Here is a 19,283-nt window from a genome sequence, read left to right on the forward strand (position 1 = left end):
CGTCATGCAGGATATTTGGCCGCAACTTCGTGATTGGTTTGTGAAGCGAGAACGCTTCGCTTTGGCGACGGTGGTCAAGGCCAGCAAGCCGTCGCCGCGAGGCGTCGGGTCTGTGCTGGCCATTCACGAGGACGGGAGGCGCTTCATTGGTTCGGTGAGCGCCGGCTGCGTGGAGCATGAGGTGATCGAAACCTCCAAGCTGTGTTTGGCGGACGGGACGACGCGCTGGATGAGCTTTGGCCCGGGCGAGGGCTTCCCGTGGGAGATCGAGCTATCCTGTGGGGGCAAGATAGAAGTGCGCATCGAACCCGCGCCGCACCTCAAACCGCATTGCGAGGAGGCGTTTCTGGATCGCTTGATCGATGCATTGGATGCGAACAATCCCTGTATTTGGATCAGTAGCGAAAAAGGGGATACGCTGGATCTTGGCGATGCGGAGGAGCAGGAAACCTGTGAGCGGGAAGATTCGAATGGACGAACGCTCTATCGGAAGCTCGGAACTCGCAAGCGGCTCTTCGTCATCGGGGCGTCGCACATCGCTCTGCATTTGGCTGCCACGGCGAAGATGCTGCAGTACGAGGTGGTGGTGATCGATCCGCGGGAGAGCTACGCTCGCTCGGATCGCTTCCAGTTCGCCCCCGATGCGGTGCATGTGCAGTGGCCGGAGAAAGCTCTGCAAGGCTATTCGCTGGAGCGAGACGATGCATTGGTAGCGATCACTCACGATCCCAAGATCGATGATCAGGCATTGGCGGTCGCTTTGAAGTCGAACTGTGGATACATCGGAGCTTTGGGTAGCGCGCGAAGTCATCGAGCGCGGATGGGCCGTTTGGTGAAGCTCGGGATTGAAGAGGAGACGCTGCAGCGCATCCATGGTCCGGTAGGCATCGATATCGGGAGTCGGACTCCCGGAGAGATCGCGATCAGTATCGTGGCCCAGTTGATTCAGTTTCGAAGTGGGAGAACCGTCGGATGACGAGAGAGCGATCGGGAGGGTTGGGAGCGGTGTTGCTGGCTTCAGGCATGTCGCGTCGCTACGGAAGCCGCAATAAATTGCTTCGCGAGATCGATGGCGAAGCGATGGTCCGCCGCGTGTTAAGGCGTTTGGAAGTGGATGGAGTGGACTTTCGCGTGGTGACGCTTGGCCATCAGATGGAAGCGGTGGCGGCTGCTCTGCGAGGAAGCGATGCGGCGCTTGTATTCAATACCAACTACGCGGAGGGGATGGGGACGAGTTTGGCGTTCGGGGTTTCAGAAGCGGTCAAGCGAAACCCCGACGCGCTGCTAGTCTGCTTGGCTGACTTGCCGGAGCTCGAGGCCGAGGATACGCGTCGAGTTGCGACATCGTTTTGGGAGGCGGGGGGCAACCGTATCGCCTATCCGTTGGTGGGGAGACGAAGGGGGCATCCGGTTTGTTTTCCGAAGCGCTGCTTCGGGGATCTTTGTCAGCTTAAGGGGGATCAAGGGGCTCGTCGCTTGATCGAGGCGGATGGCTTCGAGCCGGTGGAGGTGAGCGGCGTAAGTCGTGGGTGTATCCGGGATTTGGATAGAGACTAGTTCACGTTGCGGGCGGCTTCTTCGACCTGCTGGTAGAGGAGCTGCACCGTTTCATCCGATTCGATTCTCAGGGCGCGGCTGACGAAAGTCTGAGCTTCGGAGAAGCGTTCCTCTTCGATGAGCAGCTTCGCTCGCGTGATGAGGGCGAGATACTCCGCTTCAGGGTCGTGCTCAGCTTGGTCGAGGACGAGGTACGCCCGATCTCGGTCGCCGTTTTTCACGTAAAGCTTTGCCAGCTTGACCAGGGCGTTGCCGTCCATGGGTTGCATCTTGATGGCCTTCATCATCAGACCGATAGCCTTCGATGTCTCTTGGCGGTGTTGCGCGAGCTCTGCCGCCGCCACTTGGTAGTCGAAGAGGTCTTCATTCGAAGCGGAGGATTCCTGAAGGTCGATCTTGGCGAAGAGGGCTTCGGCCCGATCGAACTGCTCGCGCTGGATCAGGACTTTGACGGCGGCGAGCAGAGAGCTGATGTCGTCCTCGCTGGCGAGCGGGGCGGCGGCGATGAAGGTTTCCGCGGCCGGCAGGTCCATGCCGAGCTTGGCGTAGAGGTTTCCCAGCAGCATGAGCGACTGGAAATCGTCGCCGCCCAAGGCCCGTGCGATCTCTAGGTTTCGGGCTGCCTTCTGGTAATCCTGTATGCCGAGGTAGGCGTTGGTCTGGGCGAGCCAGTAGTCGACGTTTCGGGGGCGTCTGGCGATGAGCTCGTCCTGCGCTCGGATCGCTTCCATGTAGCGCTGCGACTTTAGGTAGGTCTGAGCTTTGCCTTCCAGCCAGTCGAAGTTGTCGGGCTCGGCGAGCACGGCGCGATCATAGGCCACCTCCGCTGATATGTAGTTGCCTTCGGCGTAATGGCAGAAGCCCAGCATGCCGAAGGTCTGGCTGTGCGAGTCGCCTAGTTCCACGGCTTTGAGCAGCGCGATCAGGGCGCTTTTCGTGTCGCCCACGCGTAGCTTGAGCACTCCTAGATTGGTCCAGGCCCGCTGGAAGTCTGGAAAGGCCTCGATGGCCAGCTTGTATTGCTCTTCGGCCTGCAGGTATTCGTCGTTCTCGAAATAGACGTTGCCCAGCAAGTAGTTGAAGCTGGCGCTGTGCTCTTCCTCCCCGGTGGTCATGCTGCGTAGGAAGGTCTTCGCGTGCTCCTTGTTGATGCGCATGATAGGGGCGACCTTTTTGAGCATGACTTTCTCGATATCGCTCAGGGGTGGTTCCTTTTCGGAAAGCACCCCGTAGCTGGCGGTGAAGCGTTTCATGAACTCGTCGCTATTCAGGTCAGGTTCTCCCAGCTCGCGCGGCAGGGCGCCTTGGTGGAACAGGAAGATGATCGCGCAAAGCGATAGAAGGATCGATTTCATATGGAGAAGGGGCTGCTATTGGAGCGACTGATGTAGGTGGTCTTGCGGCGCACGATGCAGTTCACTTTTTCTCCGTCCTTGACGGCTGGCTTGAATCGCATGCGTTTCACCCATTCCACCAGCGTGGGAACCGCTTCTGGGTAGTCTGTATCGAGAATATGGATATCGTGAGGCCGGCCTTTGGTGTCCACGCGGCAAAGGTAGGTGAACGTGACCCGGCTGTCGGTGTTTCCGATCAAGTGGGGCGGGATCTGCAGGGGAGGCGTGTAGTAGACCTTCGGCTTTTCGGTCACGTCCGCGAAGTCGAAGACGGTCAGTTCCTCCATGCTTTCGGTTTCGTAGTTTTCGATCGTTTCCGCTACGCTGAGGCTGTTTTCAGTGAGTTTTTTGGGGGATAGGCCGAAATCGATCTCAAGAAAGCCGAGGGGCAGCTCGCCTGATTCGGAGGTGGATGGAACGTTGAAGTTGATCGATGCGCTGGTTCGCTTTGGAGGCGTTTTGGCTGGTGGCGGCGGCGGTGGCGGTGGGAGGTAGACGTCCTGAACTTCGAAGATGGGGGCTGGCTCCGGGTAGTCGATTTTCAGCTGCGTCATGCCCATGGATACGAATACGGCGGCGGAGACCAGAATGCCGCCGAAGAAGGTAACGGGGTGGAGTTTGCTGCCGCGAAGCTGTTTTTCTAGTGGGGTCATGTATTTGAAGATGCGCTACTGTTCGGTGGCGAAGTGGATGCGTTTGGCTCCGGCGGCTTTAGCCTCGCCGTAGACCCGAGCGAAGACGCCGTGGCTGGCGGAAGCGTCGGCTTGGATGATGACGTCGGACTCCTCGGTGGTCAGGATGCGCTGCACGCGGGGCCGTACGCCGGAGACGCCGATCTCCTCGCCGCCGTAGAAGACGCGATCGTCGTTGGAGATGGCTATGAGGATGGAGTTCTTGTCTAGGGCGACGGTGGAGGCGGCTTGGGGTTTGCGAACCTCGATGCCGCTCTCTTCAACGAACACGGTGGTGACGATGAAGAAGATGAGAAGGATGAAGATGCAGTCGATCATCGGCGACAGGTTGATGTCGACGCGATCTCTGTCATCTTTACGCGAGCGGTTGCGTCTCATGGTCTTAGGTTTTTTCCATGGTTTCCAGTTCCAGTTCGAGCAATTGCAGGTCCTTGCTGCGGTAGATTCGTAGGATCCACTGGCTGAAGAAGAGCCCGATGATCGCGATCATCAGTCCGGTCTGGGTGGTGATGAGAGCGACTTTGATGCCGTCGGCGACCGCTTTGGTGGTGTCTTGGCCGCTTTCCGCTCCGATGCCGCGAAAGGTGTCCAGCATGCCCGCCACGGTGCCGAGCAGCCCCATCAGGGGAGCGGCCACGATGAGCACGTTGGCGTATTTGAGCTGCGTTCGCACCAGCTGCTCGAAGTGTTCTCTGAAATTTCGAATGTCCGTTCGCGTGGGCTTGCTATGGTGTCTTTGCAAGGTTTGGCGCACGCGCAGTCGGGTGATGAAGAGGAAAACGCCTACAGTGTTTCGGTAGAGCATGAACGCCAGCAGGGCGAGGGCGACCATGATGGGGCCGCCGCTGTAGATGATTTGCCAGATTCTCTCCAGGATGCCGGCGCTCATGGGGCGATTTCGGTTTTTCGTTGGTTGGAGACGTGGCGCGAGAATTCGGTGGCGATCTGCTCCATGGAGCCGATGCGGTAGCGCATGATGCGGGTGAAAATGCCATGGAAGATGAGGGCGGGGATGGCGACGACCAGTCCCAGCTCGGTGGTGACCAAGGCTTCCGATATGCCGGAGGAAAGGGATTTGGCGTCGCCCGTGCCGAACACTTCGATGAGGGTGAAGGTTTTGATCATGCCCACCACGGTGCCTAGGAGGCCCATCAGCGGGGCCACCGCGGCGGTGGTGGAGAGCAAGGGAAGAAACCGCTCCAGCTTCGGCTGAAAGCGAAGGATGGACGCTTCCATGGCGTCGAGCAAGGTGTCGCTGTCGGCACGGACGAACTGCGCCCCTGTCGCTAGCATGCGATCGATGGGCTTGGAGCTCGACTTCAGCGCCTCCTCCGTGTATTCGGACTTTCCGGACAATGCGTTTCTTGCGATCGCGCCAAGGTCGCCTGGATCGTCGATTCGATGGGCTCGCAGGTCGAAGAGTTTGAGGACCGAGACGAGCAAGGTCAGTCCCCCGAGAGCGAGGATGGCGTAGCCGACCCAGCCTCCTTTTTGGATGTGCTCCAGCAGGCTGCCGCGGGCTTGATCGAGAGCGATGGCGTTGCCCAGAGAGGCGTCTATTGGCAGCATTCCGTCGGCGTTTGTCAGCGTCTCTTTGATGTGCGCGCTTTGCTGTTCGCTCAATGGTATGAGTGCGGGTTCGATGGTGCCTGAATTGAAGTTGAGCAGGCCGGAGGCGGATCCGTCTTGGGAGAGGAAGTAGGCGCTTGGACCGATGAGGGCGATTTCGCCCGGTTTGATCCCTCCGGAGGGCGTGATCGCTCTGCCTTGGAAGCGGCGTCCGCCCAGGAGCTCTCGTTGCCTTTCCAGACCGAGCTCGAGGGATTGGAAGAGGATTTGGATACGTTCGCTTTGCGATCTTCCTTCTTCGTCCAGCGTTTGCCTGAGCTCGCTGAGCGGCGCCAGATAGAACTGGTCTTCTGAGATGTGGATGCGGCTTTCGAAGTTGGTGAGGTATTCGGAGAGCACGCCGCTGGAGTATTGGGTCTGCGTATCGAGGGCGTCGATACGGCTCTTCATGTCCTCCAGATCGAAACCCTGTTCGGTGGTGGAGCTTTTCGCTTTCGCTTCCTGGCGGCGAAGCTCCACCAGCTCGGTTTCCAGTTTATTGATTTGGCGGACGAGCTCGAGTTTTTCGCCTTGGGTGGCTTGGAGGAAGCTTTGGTAGGAGGCGAGGGTTTGCTCGATTCGCTCCTGCGTATCGCGTATCATCTCCGCGAATTCGATTTCCGCTTGGCCGTAGCCCCAGGGCGTCATGCCGATAGCCGCGGCCAGCAGCAGAACCCGGGGTCTCATGGCGCTTCCTCCTTTTTGACGAAGGTGAAGGGAACTTCGACCGCTAGCGGATCGATGGTTTTGTCGTAGACGTCGAAGAGCTGCTTGATGGCCGGGGCGTGCTCGGGCGCGGGCGTCCAGGTCCACGCGTCTGGAGCGGGGGAGAGGATCCAGGCTCGGGCGCCGCTTCTGTCGGTGGCGTAGGCGGTGGCCAGTCCCCAGTAGAGCACGCGCACGTCGATGGCCTCGCCGTTTTCCAGGGTCCGCATGGTGTGGGAGAGGGTGAGGGTGTTGTTGAACTCGTCTATCATCGAACTGATGGCGACGATGTTCTGCAAGCGGTTTGGGGTGGGAACGTCTTTCGATCCTGGCGCGGGGATCTTGCGGGCGAGCGGTTTGATCTTGTCTCGCAGCGGAGAGGGCAGCCAGGCGACGATCGTTCGGATCTGGTGTTCTTGGCGCTGGGTGGCGTCTTCGATGACCTGGCGTGTGGCCTCGAGATCCTGCAGCTTCGTTTGGGCATCCAGCAGTTGTTCGTCGAGCTTCTTGGACTCCAGCTGCAGGCGATACAGGTTTTCGGAGACCGTGTCTCGAGTGCTGGCAAGGGTCGATTGGGTGGCTTTGAGGAGGTCCTTTTCGACCGCCCAATCGGTCTGCTCCTTGGAGAGACGGTTGCGGGCCTCGATCCAGCGGTCGGTGGTTTGTTTGAGGAGATCGAGCTCTTGGCTGGAGGCGAGGGTGGCGAGCAGCCAGCACGTCACTGCTGCCGCGGGTGGTCTAAAACTGAGTTTCATTTGGGCGTTTGGCGACGAAGGATGGTTTGGGAGAAACGGCGCCTGGAAGGGCAGGCGCCGGGTGGGGGCGGTCGTGGGATCAGAGCGATTCGGACAGCTTCTGCTCGTCTGCTAGTGGGTCGAATCCGCCCTTTTCCAGAACCATCTTCAGGCAGGCCAGGCGGAACCGCTCAGGGCTGAGGCCGTTTTCTTTGGAGAGGGCGCTCAGTCGAAGTAGCTCCTGCTGCGAGAGTCGTAGCGTCGGCGCGTCTTCCTGAGAGGCGCGCAAGGCGAGGTAGCGGAGGGTGGAGGCGATGTTTTCGGAGTAGTTTTCCGGCTGCGATAGCGATGCGATGAGCTGGTCGAGCAAGGCGTCTAGGCCCTCGGAGCAGCGGGCGCCGAATTCGGAGGTGAAGATATCGAGGGCCGAATCGAGGCGTTCCTGGGAGAAGGAGCCTTGGTCGGCGCTGGGGTCTCGGGGGTGCACGCCCTCGTTTGCCGTCCAGATTCGGTCCTGCCGCAGAGCCACCGTTTCGGTTGGGGATGCGGCGGCGGGGTGGGAGGCTTCTATGGAGAGGCGGGCTTCGGTCTCGAAGCGGTAGGCGAGCTTTTTGGCGGTGTACTTGTAGGAGTCCGCCTCTTCGCTGATTACGATGGTGCTCGGCACGAGATAGAGCTCGTCGAGGATCTTGAGGTGGTGAGGGGTGGGTTGGACTGGCTCGGGAAAGGTATTCGGCGAGACCGAGAGGGCGAGGGATCGCGCCTGGTCGTAGACGGCCAAAGCCCGCGAGTAGTCGGGGTTGGGAGCCATGCCGCCTGGGAGCGACATGGGAGTTTGTCTCAGGTTGCGTTCCGCCTGTTCGAAGTCACGTTGCAGCCGGTCGTATTCACCGTCCTCGAACTGTTCCAAGTAGCGCTCGTAGTTGGTCTCGTACGCTTGCATGGCGGATTCGTAGGATTCCGCTGCTTTTTGGTATTCCGCGACCAAGGCTTGGAACTCCGGGTTGGTTTCCTCTATTGTTTCTCCTGGGATGGTGGAGTTCACGACCTGGCTGGATTCCCTCGCTTCCGTTCTGATGGGGGCTGCATCGATTTTAAGCACGAGGGCAGGCTCCGGACCTGTCGCGGTGTCCTCCAGCAACGAGAATGCTTCCGACCATTCGCTGGCGATGCTGCGTCGAATGTTGTCCGCCAGCTTTTCGTCCACGTTTTCAGGTATGGACACGCTGATGGGAAGGCGCGTCTCGTCGAGGCCCAGCAAGGTGTCGATCAGGTAGCTTTCTCCGGGCAGGGGAGCGGTCTGGCTGGTCGCTTTTTGCCAATCTCGCTTGATCTGGCGCGCGAGCGAGAGGTTGACGGATTCCGCAACTCGGGATCCGAGGATATCCTTCAGCCCTGCTTCTTCGACTGCGGTTTGGAGCTGCCGCAGGTCGTCGATGCGATCGTTTCGGCTGTAGGCTCGGGCGTAGTCTCCTAGGCGCTGGGCGAAGGGAGAATCGAGCAGTCTGACCAGCAGGCCGCTGTCGCCCTTCAGGTAGGGTACGTAGGGAGCGAGGGCGCTCAAGCCTTCGCTCGGTTCGAGAGAGTTATCGTAAAGCTGATCCAGGACGCGTTCGATGCCCTGCTGGATGTTACGAAGCTCGGCGAGGGTCTGTCGCTGCTCTTCGGTGCGATCGGGCAGGGTCGCGGTAGCCTCCTCGAGCAGACTGATGCGGCGGGTGAGATTGCTGTCGGGGGTGCGCTCGTAGGCCTCCATGATTCGCTTCAGCATGGCGCGGGGGCTCTTGGCGGAGAGGCTGTAGGTCGAGGCCTTCTCCTGTTCCCCTCCAGAGCTGTCGCGCTCCTGGGTGAACCAAGGATCGGGTTCGGTGGCGAAGAGCGGCGCTGCTCCGCTCAGGACGAAGCAGATGATCGCGCCGGAGATGGCGCGGGTCGGGCAAGTCGATTGACGCATGGTAGGGTCCTCTTTGGTTGCCAAGACGATAGCGGCTGCCTCATCGATCGAATTGGCCAATGGGGGAACGCCAAACTGATAACGAAGGGTCGCTGCCGTGTTGTTCGTTAGACTTAGGTGTAAACAGTCTAGAGCAGGTATGGAGGATGATCCGAAATTTCGGCCAGTTTTCCAGCTTTTTTGCCTCTGAGACTGTGCTATCGGACTAGGTCTTTCCCTTGATCCGTTCGAAGGCCTGATTTAGCGGCTGATACGACTGGTGAAGCGCTTCGCTATCGGTTTTTCGGAGGCGGGCGGCTTGCTGAGCCAGCACGCGAAAAAGCCCGCGTCCTTTGGGGGACGCGGGCTGGAAAGGGAGGCGTTGTTCGAGCGAGTCCGGAGGCTTCGCTCCGGCTTTAGGCCTCGAGCTGCGGGCGCTTCGGGTCGGGCCAGTCGATGTGGAAGAACTTCCCGCGGGGCTGGTCGACGCGCTCGTAGGTGTGGGCGCCGAAGTAGTCGCGCTGGGCCTGAAGCAAGTTGGCGGGCAGGCGCTCGTTGCGGTAGCTGTCGTAGTAGGACAGGGCGGACATGAAGGTCGGGATCGGGATGCCGTGGCTGGCGGCGGTGGAGACCACCTTGCGCCAGTTGGCCTCGCAGCGATCGATCTCGCTCTTGAAGTACGGATCGAGCAGGAGGTTGGCCAGGTCAGGATCGCGCTGGTAGGCCTCGTAGATCTTCTGGAGGAAGCGTGCTCGGATGATGCAGCCGCCCCGCCAGATCATGGAGATCTCTCCGAAGTTCAGGTCCCAGTCGTACTCCTTCTGGGCGGCTCGCATGAGCTGGAAGCCTTGGGCGTAGGAGCAGATCTTGGAGCAGTACAGGGCGTCGTGCACGGCCTGGGTGAAGGATTCCTTGTCGCCCTCGAAGGCGGGATAGCTCTTTTCGATGACCTTGGAGGCTGCCACGCGCTCCTCTTTCACGGCTGAGATGCAGCGAGCGAAGACCGCTTCGGCGATGGAAGGAGCTGAGATGCCCATGTCCAGGGCGTTCACGCTGGTCCACTTGCCGGTGCCTTTCTGGCCGGCGGTGTCGAGCACGATATCCACGAAGGGCTTGCCGGTGACAGGGTCGTCTTGCTGGAGGATGTCAGCGGTGATTTCGATGAGGAAGGAATCCAGCACGCCGTCGTTCCACTCGGTGAAGACCTTCGACATGTCCTTGGGGCTCATGCCGAGCAGCTTGGACATCACGGAGTAGGCTTCGCATATGGTCTGCATGTCGCCGTATTCGATGCCGTTGTGCACCATCTTGACATAGTGGCCGGCTCCGTTTTCGCCGATGTAGGTGGTGCAGGGCACGCCGCCTTCGACCGGCTTGCCCGGAGCGGCGCCGCCGATCGGCTTGCCGGTGTCGGCGTCGACCTTGGCCGCGATGGCTTCCCAGATGGGCTTGAGCTCGTTCCAGGAGGATTCCTTTCCGCCTGGCATGAGGGAAGGACCGAAGCGGGCGCCTTCTTCGCCGCCGGAAACGCCGGATCCGACGAAGCGGAATCCAGCCTCGCTGAGCTCCTTCTCGCGGCGGATGGTGTCGGTCCAGAGGGCGTTGCCTCCGTCGATGATGATGTCGTCCTTGTCCAGCAGCGGCGTCAGACCGGCGATGACCGCGTCGGTAGCCTTGCCTGCCTGCACCAGGATGATGATCTTGCGCGGGCGCTCGAGGGACTGGACGAATTCTTCCAGGGTCTTGGCTCCGAAGAGTCCGCCCGGGGTGTCCGGGTGGGCGGCGACGAAGTCGTCGGTCTTGGACGTCGTTCGGTTGTAGACGGAAATCTTGAAGCCGTGGTCGGCGATATTGAGGGCAAGGTTCTGACCCATGACCGCTAGGCCAACGAGTCCGATGTCTGATTGTTCTGTCGACATAGTAGGATCGATTTTTTGAGGGGCGAAGTAAACCGCCGTCTGCTCGGACCAGCAAGCGCTAAAAAGCCCCTCGTGTTGGCGAATTTGTTGGAATTTCGCCTAACATGAGAGGATTTCGCTTCTTCCATGAGGGGAATTCGAGCATTCCACTGTTGGGAAACTGTGTGAGCGTTGGCGCCGATATTTAACTCAACGTTCGTTCGAGCCAAGGGATTGGCCCCAATTTCGGCAAATCGAAGAATTGCTGCCGTCGATGGGCCGCGGCGCCTTTCCGGCAGCGGATACTCCGGCCGTGGCCGAGTGGAGTTCTGCTCAGACTCCGGTGGGCAGGAACTGGGCTATCATGTTCACCACGGGCGAGAGGATTTCCGGCTCGTTGCGGTGGTAGACCCAGTTCATGAAGACGATGACTGCGGTGGCGAGGATGATGGGATACATCACCAGTTTGGGCAGCGACTTCAGGGTCATGAAGACCGAGTATGCGAAAAGCAGCCCTATCAGCCCCAGCGCATAGGGAAACCATGGCTGGTTGTACAGAGGTTGGAGGGATTGAAGAAGCTTTTCCACGTAGTGCATGCGTTGACCGATATCCGCAAGTTTTCGTTTTAGGTTATCGACCTGTGGCGGATGCTATTTAGCCTCTTGGTGACAATTCACCCAGGCGCTTACTCCATCTGAGTAGTATTCCTTCTTCCAGATAGGCACGCGTCGCTTCACTTCTTCGATGATGTAGCGGCAGGCGTCGAAGGCGGCGTCTCGGTGGGCGGCGCAGGCTCCTACCCAAACCGCGATGTGGCCGATCTCCAGCAAGCCGGTGCGGTGCAAGGCGATGGCTCCGTCGATGGCGAATCTCTCTTGGGCTTCCTGCACGATCTTGGCCCCTTCCTTGTTGGCGAGCTCGGGATAGGAGGAATACTCAAGGCGATCGACGGGCTTGCCTTCGTTGTGGTTCCGCACCCAGCCTTCGAAGGTGGCCAGGGCCCCGGCATGCTGATTGAGCAGCGTTTGCTTGAGGCGCTCGGGTTGCAGCGGATCGGCGGAAAGCGCAAAGGACGCTGGAGTTTCCGAGCGGAGCGAGGTCTGGGTTGGTCTTGGACCGGACATGGCTGAAGACTGTGGCGGGTTCTCTTCTCGGGAGCGATCAGCCCCCGGCGACGGGCGGGATGAAGACGATGCTGCAGCCGTCGCTCAGCCGGTCGTCCCACTGGGCGAAGTCGTCATCGAGCGCGACCTTCAGGGAGGTGGCTGGCAAGGTGAACCCGTGTCGCTCGGAAAGCTCTTGGTAGAGAGCGCCAGCGGTGGCGGAGTCGGTGTCGATCTCCTCCTGGTCGAGTCCGCGCTGTTCGCGGAGGAGGGCGAAGTATTGGATGGAAACTTTCACGGCGTGTCGGCTCGGTTGGTGGGGGCGTCGGCATGGTAGTCGCCACTCTTGCCGCCGGTCTTTTCCAGCAGCCGGATGTCTTCGATGACGATGCCTTTGGAGATGGCTTTGCACATGTCGTAGAGCGTGAGGGCGGCCCCGCTGACTGCGGAGAGCGCCTCCATTTCAACGCCTGTCTTGGCGTCGGTGATTGCGGTGGCGCGAATTTCCACGCAGGAATCGCTCGTCGGCTCGATGCTGACCGAGCATTTCGTCAGTGGCAGGGGATGGCAGAGCGGGATCAGGTCGCTGGTCTTTTTGGCGGCTTGGATGCCAGCCAGAATGGCGGTGTGGAACACGGGCCCTTTTTTGCTTTGCAGCTCCTTGCCATCGAAGGCGGCCATGATCTCTGGCGTGAGGCGCACGCGGGCCTGGGCGGTCGCGGAGCGCCGCGTCACCGCTTTGTCGGTGACGTCGACCATGTGGGGCTGGGCTTTCGAGTCGAGGTGGGTGAAGGGCATGGGATTGGCGGCGTGCGGTTGGCGGTTCGGGCTCAGCTAGGCCACTCGTAGTAGGGAAAGGCTTCGCCCTGAGGAAAGACGGAACGCTTTCGGGGCAGTTCGATGAAACCGGAGGTTTTGGCGACGGAGCTGAAATCGCCCGAGGTGTTGAAGAGCGCGGGTTTCGCCCAGAGCTCGCCGCTCGGACGCGGATCGAGCACCACTGGCAGAAAGAGCGTGAGCTCCTGTTTGAAGGTGAGGTCGTGGTCGAGCTTTACGTAGAAGGGTCTCGGGGCGGGGCGATCGGTCCATTTATCCAGGGCGGGGATCACGTAGCGGCGAAGGCAGGTGAAGCAGGAAACGGGGTTGCCAGGGAGGGCGAATACCGGCAGGCGTTCGCGCTCTCGGGAAAACTGGCCGAACCACATCGGCTTGCCCGGGCGCTGGCTCACCCACTGGAAGCGAATGGCGACGCCGAGCTTTACCAGCGTCTCCGGGATGTAGTCGTATTTGCCCTTGGATACGCCGCCAGCGAGCACCAGGGCGTCGCAGCGCGACATGGCGTCCTTGATGCTTTTCGAGATCTGCTCGGGATCGTCGGGGATGTGGATCAGTTCGGTATCGCCGTATCCAGCCGCCGCCAGCGCGGTGGCGAGCGTTAGATCGTTGGAGCGACGGATCTGGTAGGGCTCCGGTGTTTGCACGATGGATACAAGCTCGTTTCCGGTGGAGATGATGGCGATGCGGGGGCTTTTCGATACGCGAAGTTCGTATTTTCCGATGGAGGCGGCGATGGCGATCTCCTTCGCGGTGAGGGCGATCCCAGGCGCCAGAAGCTCGGCTCCTTCATCGCAATCCGTGCCCATCTCGTGGATACCCTGGCCAAACTCCACGATCATGCCGTCGGGCAGCTTGGCCCCCTTTTTCGTCATTTCGTACTCTTCGACGGGAATGACGCAGTCGGTGCCGGTGGGCATGACGGCGCCAGTCATCACCTCGATGCAGGCTTTGAAGTCCTTGAGTTCGAGCGGAGGGGCGCCCGCCGCTGCGACGCCTTCCACGGGGTAGACGCGCGCTCCCATGTTGTAGGCGGAGCTGGAGATGGCGATGCCATCCAGGGCGGCTCGGTTGAAAGGGGGCAGGGGGCGATCGGCGGTCAAGGGCTCCTGCAGCGATCGTCCAGCGGCTTCGGTGATGGGAACGGTTTCGGCGCCGATGCGGCCAATATTGTCGAGGATGAGTTTTTCGGCTTCCTGTACTGTGATCACGCGTCGAAGTGTTCGCGCTTTTTGGCAATGGGCAAATAAATCCTTTTAGGGGCGATTGACGGTAGACTGAGCTGTCTTCCGCGGGGCTCCGGACCGCATCCTCTAGCCCGCGCCCCGAGCTGCGCCACGGGCGTTCGTGGGAGGGCCCGCTCATCGTCGCGGATTTCCAGTCCGCGATCGCCTTCGCGTCCGCCCGTTTCTAGGCTGTTTCTTCGATACGTGAATCTACGAAAGGGATAACGGGGGGATCGATCTCAGCAGTGTTTGAAATCGACCATTCGTCTTATTGCCTAGGGGGTGAGGGCCGCGACTGGTTTATGTGTCAAAACCCTTTCAAATTTAAGTTTTGTGTCGATTGATGCTTATCAAGTCTTCTGAATAAAGCCTTCCTGTACCGATGATTACGCGCGACGACGAGGTTGAGAAAGCCATCCGGGCGAACCTCGCTGGTATGGGGCCAATCAACCTAATGAGTACGAATGGTAAGAAGCTGGTCAGCGTGCTGATCGTGGAATCGGACGAGCGATTTCTCGAGAGCGTGCGTGGTTGTCCAGGTCTGAACCGATCCGGTTGGGTCGTGCGTACCGCTTCCAGCGCCGAAGCGGGTTTGAAAGCCCTTCGCGAAGCTCGCGTGGACGTGTTCGTCGCTGGCGTCTCTCTGCCAGACCTCGATGGGATTTCCTTTCTGAAGAAGACCAAGGAGCTTTCGCCCAACTCCCTGCGCCTGCTGCTTTACAAGGAGGCGGACAAGCGGGAAATGGGCAAGGCGGTCGGCCTCATGCACCGACGTTTGCAGCAACCGGTCGCCCCCGAGGAGCTCGATTTGGCGATTCGTCAGGTTCTAGTGACGCATCTGCGCATCCGTCGACCCGAGGTGGCCAACATCGTTCGGGAGACCAAGCAGCTGCACGTGAACACCCAACCGATGCAGGAGCTGCTCAAGACGGCGGACGATCCGCAGTGCGACATCGACACCCTGGCGCTGATCATCAAGAAGCACCCCACTGCGGTGGCCACGGTGCTCCAGGTGGCGAACACCGCCTTCTACGGTTCGGCCGGCGGAGTGGACACCTTGGAAGAGGCTTTGCAGCTGATGGGCATGGATTTCGTGCGCAATCTGGCCATCACCGAGCTGGCGAAGAAGCAGCTTCGTCTCAGCCCGGGATTGCAGGAGCTGGCCAACGCGGTGCTGCAGCACTCGATCGAAGCGAGCCAGTACGGGTTGCGCATGCGCAAGTACGTCAAAAACCTCAAGCTGGTGCAGCAGATCAGCAGCTTGGCCTTGCTGCACGACTTGGGAAAGCTGGTTTTGCTCGCCGCCAAAGGAAACGACTACGCCGACCTCATGGGCCAATCCGTGGATTCCGGCACGCCGTGCTGGCGCCTCGAGCGCGCCAACTACGGCTGCGACCACGCTGGGGTGGGCGGATTCCTCTTCTCCATGTGGGGCCTGCCGGAAGTGATCGTTCGCGCGGTCTCCTTCCACCACGAGCCGCTGAAGGTGGCGGAAAAGGACTTTTGCCCCACCAGCCTGCTGCATTTCTCGAACGTGGCCGCTCACGCGAACCACGGTGTGTCATGCTATTCTGGAGACAACTTGAACGAGGAGCTGGCCGAGAAGCTCGGCTTGTCGCCAGAATTCGCATACGAGTTCGACGAATAGCTCGTTGATGGCTTGATGCTCCAGTGCGGCGCGGCTTTCTGGCTGGGCCGGGAGTCGTCCCGCTGTTTTCTACTGGTAGAAGCTCACGCTGTTGATTGGCGGAAAGTGGGCGCTGGCGAGTTGCCAGGTGTCGCCCTGATCGTCGCTGGTCCAAAGCGAGCCAGTGGTGCTGCCGAATGCCAGGCGGTCTCCGGTGTCGTCGACGGCGAGGGCATGCCGGTAGACCAGATCGTAGGCATGGGTCTGCGGGAGCCCGTTTCCAAGCGTCTGAAAATGCTTTCCCCCGTCTCGGGTGCGGGTGACCACGAGTTTCCCGTCCACCGGGATACGCTGCTCGTCCTTGATCGCGGGCACGAACCACGCTGTATCCGGATCTTGGGGATGCACGGCCACTGCGAAGCCGAAGACGCTCGGCCCAGCGTCTTTGATCTCGGAAAAGGTTTTTCCCCCGTCGTCCGAGCGAAAGATGCCATTGTGGTGCTGCACCCAGATCCGTTCGGGCTGGGCGGGGCAGGAGACCAGGTAATGCGGATCCTGAGCGACGGGATCGTAGGCGAGCTCCGGGGGCATGTATTCGGCTCGCAGGCCTTGGCCGATCAGTTTCCAGGTTCCTCCATCGTCGCTCGTTTCCCAAATGCCGCCACAGGAGATGCCGACGACCACGCGGCGCGAATCCCGAGGATCGACGGCGATGGAATGGATCCCCGGAAAGTCGTAGCCGCCTCCGGCCCACTTCGCTCGTTCGGGCACGTTCCATAGGGAGTCGACGAACTGCCACGAGTCGCCATGGTCGTCCGACTTGAACAAGCCTCCAGGCAGGGAGCCGCACCAGATTCGCCCCGGTTGGTCCTCGCCGCCGGGGGCCAGGGCCCAGATCTGCTCCAGCTTCCAGGGGATTTCGATGCCGCGAAACGGGCAGCGATCCGGTTCCCTGCCCTCGGGAAAGGGCGGGTAGGCGGGCGTTTCGATTTCTTGCCAATCTGATTGCCCAGCGAGCCGGCGGTGAAGTTTCACCCCGAAGTGGCCGTGGTTGAGGGCGGCGTAGGCATGGCCTGAGCGGGAGTCGTGGAAGGCCAGCGTGACAGGGTCGCCGAGAAAGGCGGTGTCGGAAACGGACCATGCGGCCTCGGTTTGCGGTTCGAGTTCGAACAGGCCTTTGCGCGTGGCGAGCAGCAGTCGGATCGTCTTCTTCATCGGTGAGTTGGTCCACGACGCGTCTTCGGCGCAGAGGCGCTTGCGAGACGCGTCCTTGGGCGGGAGTTGACGTTTATTCTGCCAGTTTCGCCATGTTTGACAGGGCATGTTCCAGCACCTCGGTGTGGGTGTGGTCGGGGCTGAACATGACGCATTTGATGTCTTCCTCGACCAAGGCGGTGTGTCCAGCGGGCAGGTAGAAGGCATCGCCTTTTTCCAAGGAGTCGACCGAGCCGTCGTCGTAGTCGATTCGGAAAACGCCTTCGATGAGGTAGCCCCAATGGGGGCAGTGGCAGCTGTCGTTGGAAAGGCCTTTCAGCAACGGTCCGAAGTCGGTCCCTTTCGGAAGCTCGAGGTAGGTGACGTCCATGTCGCCCAGCTTGGTTTGACGGCGCATGGAGGTTTCTGGCCCTTCCATAACGGTGGGCAGGTCGGCAATATTTGTTTTCATGGTGTGAGCGAGTTGGAGGATTGAGGGAGGCGGCTAGCCTCCGGATAGGGCTTGAACGACGAATATCTCATCGTCGGGTCGAACGGGAGTCTCGAGCTTCTCTCGATCGCGGATGGCGACTCCGTTTACCAGGATCGCCATGTGCCGGTGCAAGCAGCCTTGATCGTCGAGAATGTAGCCGCGCAAACGAGGGCGTTTCGCGAACGCGACTTCAAGAGCGTCCACCACGCGACTGGCATCGACGATAAGGTCGGAGCTCTCCACGTGGCGCTGCAGGTTGGAGGTAAAACAAAGCTTGGGCACAGGAACCTCAAGCCTAGCGCCTGAGGTCGCTAGCGCAAGGCTCGAGGCCGAGGGCAAGGGTATTCACTCGGCCTGAGGGGGGAGCTGAATCCGCCAGCGTCGCTACGCTAGGGAACGCATCTTCTCCACGCAGGCCTTAAGGGCTGGCACTGGATTTTCCGGGTCGGCTTCGTATTCGAGAATGCCCACGCCGTCGAAGCCCTGAGCTTTGAGGGTGGCGAGCAGCTTCGGCAAATCCAGGTTGCCGTCCCCCACGACTGTGTCCTTCCACGCTCCGTTCCGATCGAAGACGAAGTCCTTGAAGTGGATTCCGTATAGAAATTCCGAATACTTGTTGGCCCAGTCGATGGGGTTTCCGTTGTTTGGGCCGATCTGCAACGCCCAGGCGGTATCCATGCAAAGACCGACTTGCGGCGAGCCTAGCCCGATGAGCTGTTCGACCACGTCGGGCGATCCCCCGAAGAGATAGCCGCCATGGTTGTGGATGCCGACCTTGATGCCGTACTTGTCGCACCAGGATCTTACTTGGGCGACGGCTTTGGGAAAGGTGCCGACTTTGAAGTGGGCCGATATGTGCTTGGCTCCCGCGATGGCGGCGCATTCGAAAAACGATTCGTCGTCTTCGTTTCCGTCGAAGGTTTGCACTCCGATGGATACGATGGATACGCCGAAGCTCTCGTAGATCTCCACGATGCGTTTCCATTCGTTGGGGTTTCGAAAATCCGCGTGGAGCTCGCAGACTTCGATGTGGTCGAGTCCGATCTCGCGGGTCTTGGAGGCGACTTCGGCGCTCTCCTTGAATTCGCGGAAGCAGTAGGATTGAACGGCGAGGGTGTCGAGTAGGGCCATGGGGGGTGGGTGCGAAGTTCGTGGCGTTGGGAAGGCTGGGCTAGAGGTCGATCGACTTGCCGGAGCGGCAGGATTCGGCGATGGCGTCGAGGATGCGTTGCACGGCGAGGGCCTGTTCCCCGCTGACGATCAAGGGCTCGTCCTCGAAGAGGTGGTTGATGAAGTTGTGAAAACGGTCGCAGTGGGGCAAGCCCGGTTTCGCGGCGATGTTTTCGATGGTGCGATAGTCGGCGTCCAGCGGGTCGCGCTTGTATAGCTTGGCTGGATACACGCTAGCCCCGAGGTCGGTGCCGAAGAGCTCGACATTGAGGCGTTCGTTTTCCGGGATATGGGAGGCCCAGGAGGTTTCCAGGCAGACCGTGGCCCCGTTTTTCAGTTTGATCATAGCCGCGGCTAGATCGTCCACGTCGAAGATGGAGTCGGTCTTGTCCGAAAGGCCCCAGTCGCTTTCGCCCAGACCCCGGTTTCCGAACTTGGTATAGGTCGATCCGAAGACCGAGACCGGCTCGAAGTTGTCCATCAGATAGAGGGAGAGGTCGAGCAGGTGGACGCCGATGTCGTAGATGGAGCCTGCTCCGGCGAGGGCCTTGCTGCCGAACCAGGTCCCCAGTCGAGGGATGCCCTCTCGGCGCATCCAGTAGGCCTTGGCGTAGTAGATTTCGCCAAAGGCCCCGCTTTGCACGACCGCTTTGATCTTTTGGGAGTTTTCGTTGAAGCGCTGGTTCATGCCGAGCGCGAAAAGCTGTCCTGTCTCTTCGGAGACGCGCAGCACTTCCTCCGCTTCCTGGGCGTTCATGGCGAACGGCTTGTCGAGCAGCACGTGCTTGCCCGCACGCATGGCGGCGATGGACAGCTCGGCGTGATACTTGTTGGGCACCGCGATGTAGACCGCGTCCACCTCGTCGCAAGCGAAGAGTTCGCTGGCCTCGGTGAAGCAATGGGGGATCTCGAAGGCGCTGGCGAGCTGTTCGGCTCGCTTGCGGTTGATGTCCTGAGCCGCTGTGAGCTCGGCCCGCGGGTGATTGACGATGGACTGGGCGCTGTACTGGGAGATCTTTCCTGAACCGATGATTCCGAATCTGAGTCTCTGCATGGTGGAGTGCCGTTTTTGGTTTCGCTTGCTGGACCGGGGTGGCCGGGATTCTTTCAGATC

General features: G+C 60.3%; 21 protein-coding genes. 3 read left to right on the forward strand and 18 right to left on the reverse strand.

Annotation, left to right across the window (positions count from 1 at the left end; translation table 11 throughout):
* Nucleotides 1–4: 4 nt before the first annotated feature.
* Nucleotides 5–976: an XdhC family protein gene (locus QEH54_RS04680; RefSeq protein ID WP_309017474.1), complete on the forward strand. Its 972-nt coding sequence runs from the start codon at nt 5–7 to the stop codon at nt 974–976.
* Nucleotides 973–1,557: a nucleotidyltransferase family protein gene (locus QEH54_RS04685; RefSeq protein ID WP_309017475.1), complete on the forward strand. Its 585-nt coding sequence runs from the start codon at nt 973–975 to the stop codon at nt 1,555–1,557. Before QEH54_RS04680 ends, QEH54_RS04685 begins: the two co-directional genes overlap by 4 nt.
* Here the strand turns inward: QEH54_RS04685 and QEH54_RS04690 are convergent.
* The 13 genes from QEH54_RS04690 to QEH54_RS04750 form a co-directional block, all read right to left on the reverse strand.
* The gene (locus QEH54_RS04690; protein WP_309017476.1) at nt 1,554–2,912 is read right to left on the reverse strand and encodes a tetratricopeptide repeat protein; all 1,359 of its coding nucleotides are present in this window, start codon (nt 2,910–2,912) and stop codon (nt 1,554–1,556) included. The two genes, QEH54_RS04685 and QEH54_RS04690, sit on opposite strands and share 4 nt — an antisense overlap.
* Nucleotides 2,909–3,604 (reverse strand): hypothetical protein, encoded by a 696-nt coding sequence (locus tag QEH54_RS04695; protein WP_309017477.1) that lies wholly within the window; start codon nt 3,602–3,604, stop codon nt 2,909–2,911. The genes QEH54_RS04690 and QEH54_RS04695 overlap by 4 nt, the downstream gene beginning before the upstream one ends.
* A gap of 15 nt (nt 3,605–3,619) precedes the next feature.
* Entirely contained in the window at nt 3,620–4,021 is a 402-nt protein-coding gene (locus tag QEH54_RS04700) for a biopolymer transporter ExbD (protein ID WP_309017478.1), read from the reverse strand.
* A gap of 4 nt (nt 4,022–4,025) precedes the next feature.
* Complete coding sequence (locus QEH54_RS04705) at nt 4,026–4,532, reverse strand: MotA/TolQ/ExbB proton channel family protein (protein WP_309017479.1); 507 nt, start codon at nt 4,530–4,532, stop codon at nt 4,026–4,028.
* Nucleotides 4,529–5,938: a MotA/TolQ/ExbB proton channel family protein gene (locus QEH54_RS04710; protein ID WP_309017480.1), complete on the reverse strand. Its 1,410-nt coding sequence runs from the start codon at nt 5,936–5,938 to the stop codon at nt 4,529–4,531. Before QEH54_RS04710 ends, QEH54_RS04705 begins: the two co-directional genes overlap by 4 nt.
* Nucleotides 5,935–6,711: a DUF3450 family protein gene (locus QEH54_RS04715; RefSeq protein ID WP_309017481.1), complete on the reverse strand. Its 777-nt coding sequence runs from the start codon at nt 6,709–6,711 to the stop codon at nt 5,935–5,937. The genes QEH54_RS04710 and QEH54_RS04715 overlap by 4 nt, the downstream gene beginning before the upstream one ends.
* A gap of 79 nt (nt 6,712–6,790) precedes the next feature.
* Nucleotides 6,791–8,644 (reverse strand): hypothetical protein, encoded by a 1,854-nt coding sequence (locus QEH54_RS04720; RefSeq protein WP_309017482.1) that lies wholly within the window; start codon nt 8,642–8,644, stop codon nt 6,791–6,793.
* A 395-nt stretch (nt 8,645–9,039) separates the two neighbouring features.
* A complete protein-coding gene (gene gndA / locus QEH54_RS04725) occupies nt 9,040–10,542 on the reverse strand; it encodes an NADP-dependent phosphogluconate dehydrogenase (RefSeq protein ID WP_309017483.1) in 1,503 nt (500 codons plus the stop codon).
* A 312-nt stretch (nt 10,543–10,854) separates the two neighbouring features.
* Nucleotides 10,855–11,109, reverse strand: coding sequence for a hypothetical protein (locus tag QEH54_RS04730; RefSeq protein ID WP_309017484.1), 255 nt, complete (start codon nt 11,107–11,109; stop codon nt 10,855–10,857).
* Nucleotides 11,110–11,172: 63 nt separating this feature from the next.
* The gene (locus QEH54_RS04735) at nt 11,173–11,646 is read right to left on the reverse strand and encodes a molybdenum cofactor biosynthesis protein MoaE (RefSeq protein WP_309017485.1); all 474 of its coding nucleotides are present in this window, start codon (nt 11,644–11,646) and stop codon (nt 11,173–11,175) included.
* 37 nt (nt 11,647–11,683) lie between these two features.
* Nucleotides 11,684–11,923 (reverse strand): MoaD/ThiS family protein, encoded by a 240-nt coding sequence (locus QEH54_RS04740; protein ID WP_309017486.1) that lies wholly within the window; start codon nt 11,921–11,923, stop codon nt 11,684–11,686.
* Complete coding sequence (moaC, locus tag QEH54_RS04745) at nt 11,920–12,423, reverse strand: cyclic pyranopterin monophosphate synthase MoaC (protein WP_309017487.1); 504 nt, start codon at nt 12,421–12,423, stop codon at nt 11,920–11,922. Before moaC ends, QEH54_RS04740 begins: the two co-directional genes overlap by 4 nt.
* A 32-nt stretch (nt 12,424–12,455) precedes the next feature.
* Nucleotides 12,456–13,670, reverse strand: a complete 1,215-nt coding sequence (locus QEH54_RS04750; RefSeq protein WP_309017488.1) for a molybdopterin molybdotransferase MoeA — start codon at nt 13,668–13,670, stop codon at nt 12,456–12,458.
* 397 nt (nt 13,671–14,067) lie between these two features.
* On the opposite strand from QEH54_RS04750, the gene QEH54_RS04755 reads away from it, so the two are divergent.
* Nucleotides 14,068–15,333 (forward strand): HDOD domain-containing protein, encoded by a 1,266-nt coding sequence (locus tag QEH54_RS04755; RefSeq protein ID WP_309017489.1) that lies wholly within the window; start codon nt 14,068–14,070, stop codon nt 15,331–15,333.
* A 69-nt stretch (nt 15,334–15,402) separates the two neighbouring features.
* Here the strand turns inward: QEH54_RS04755 and QEH54_RS04760 are convergent, their stop codons facing one another.
* The 5 genes from QEH54_RS04760 to QEH54_RS04780 form a co-directional block, all read right to left on the reverse strand.
* Nucleotides 15,403–16,527 carry an exo-alpha-sialidase gene (locus QEH54_RS04760; protein ID WP_345785638.1) on the reverse strand — a complete coding sequence of 375 codons (1,125 nt, stop codon included), beginning with the start codon at nt 16,525–16,527 and terminating at the stop codon, nt 15,403–15,405.
* A 73-nt stretch (nt 16,528–16,600) separates the two neighbouring features.
* A complete protein-coding gene (locus QEH54_RS04765) occupies nt 16,601–16,978 on the reverse strand; it encodes a hypothetical protein (protein ID WP_309017491.1) in 378 nt (125 codons plus the stop codon).
* A gap of 33 nt (nt 16,979–17,011) precedes the next feature.
* On the reverse strand, nt 17,012–17,281 hold the full coding sequence (locus QEH54_RS04770) for a MoaD/ThiS family protein (protein ID WP_309017492.1): 270 nt from the start codon (nt 17,279–17,281) through the stop codon (nt 17,012–17,014).
* A gap of 102 nt (nt 17,282–17,383) precedes the next feature.
* A complete protein-coding gene (locus QEH54_RS04775) occupies nt 17,384–18,130 on the reverse strand; it encodes a sugar phosphate isomerase/epimerase (protein WP_309017493.1) in 747 nt (248 codons plus the stop codon).
* A gap of 40 nt (nt 18,131–18,170) precedes the next feature.
* Entirely contained in the window at nt 18,171–19,223 is a 1,053-nt protein-coding gene (locus QEH54_RS04780) for a Gfo/Idh/MocA family oxidoreductase (protein ID WP_309017494.1), read from the reverse strand.
* Nucleotides 19,224–19,283 lie beyond the last annotated feature (60 nt).

This window comes from Pelagicoccus sp. SDUM812003 (assembly GCF_031127815.1).
GTDB lineage: Bacteria > Verrucomicrobiota > Verrucomicrobiia > Opitutales > Opitutaceae > Pelagicoccus.

Excerpts from the sequence above, each read along its gene's own strand:
- QEH54_RS04680 (WP_309017474.1), top strand. The coding sequence starts at position 5 with ATGCAGGATATTTGGCCGCAACTTCGTGATTGGTTTGTGAAGCGAGAA.
- QEH54_RS04685 (WP_309017475.1), top strand. The coding sequence starts at position 973 with ATGACGAGAGAGCGATCGGGAGGGTTGGGAGCGGTGTTGCTGGCTTCA.
- QEH54_RS04690 (WP_309017476.1), bottom strand. The coding sequence starts at position 2,912 with ATGAAATCGATCCTTCTATCGCTTTGCGCGATCATCTTCCTGTTCCAC.
- QEH54_RS04695 (WP_309017477.1), bottom strand. The coding sequence starts at position 3,604 with ATGACCCCACTAGAAAAACAGCTTCGCGGCAGCAAACTCCACCCCGTT.
- QEH54_RS04700 (WP_309017478.1), bottom strand. The coding sequence starts at position 4,021 with ATGAGACGCAACCGCTCGCGTAAAGATGACAGAGATCGCGTCGACATC.
- QEH54_RS04705 (WP_309017479.1), bottom strand. The coding sequence starts at position 4,532 with ATGAGCGCCGGCATCCTGGAGAGAATCTGGCAAATCATCTACAGCGGC.
- QEH54_RS04710 (WP_309017480.1), bottom strand. The coding sequence starts at position 5,938 with ATGAGACCCCGGGTTCTGCTGCTGGCCGCGGCTATCGGCATGACGCCC.
- QEH54_RS04715 (WP_309017481.1), bottom strand. The coding sequence starts at position 6,711 with ATGAAACTCAGTTTTAGACCACCCGCGGCAGCAGTGACGTGCTGGCTG.
- QEH54_RS04720 (WP_309017482.1), bottom strand. The coding sequence starts at position 8,644 with ATGCGTCAATCGACTTGCCCGACCCGCGCCATCTCCGGCGCGATCATC.
- gndA (WP_309017483.1), bottom strand. The coding sequence starts at position 10,542 with ATGTCGACAGAACAATCAGACATCGGACTCGTTGGCCTAGCGGTCATG.
- QEH54_RS04735 (WP_309017485.1), bottom strand. The coding sequence starts at position 11,646 with ATGTCCGGTCCAAGACCAACCCAGACCTCGCTCCGCTCGGAAACTCCA.
- moaC (WP_309017487.1), bottom strand. The coding sequence starts at position 12,423 with ATGCCCTTCACCCACCTCGACTCGAAAGCCCAGCCCCACATGGTCGAC.
- QEH54_RS04755 (WP_309017489.1), top strand. The coding sequence starts at position 14,068 with ATGATTACGCGCGACGACGAGGTTGAGAAAGCCATCCGGGCGAACCTC.
- QEH54_RS04760 (WP_345785638.1), bottom strand. The coding sequence starts at position 16,527 with ATGAAGAAGACGATCCGACTGCTGCTCGCCACGCGCAAAGGCCTGTTC.
- QEH54_RS04765 (WP_309017491.1), bottom strand. The coding sequence starts at position 16,978 with ATGAAAACAAATATTGCCGACCTGCCCACCGTTATGGAAGGGCCAGAA.
- QEH54_RS04775 (WP_309017493.1), bottom strand. The coding sequence starts at position 18,130 with ATGGCCCTACTCGACACCCTCGCCGTTCAATCCTACTGCTTCCGCGAA.
- QEH54_RS04780 (WP_309017494.1), bottom strand. The coding sequence starts at position 19,223 with ATGCAGAGACTCAGATTCGGAATCATCGGTTCAGGAAAGATCTCCCAG.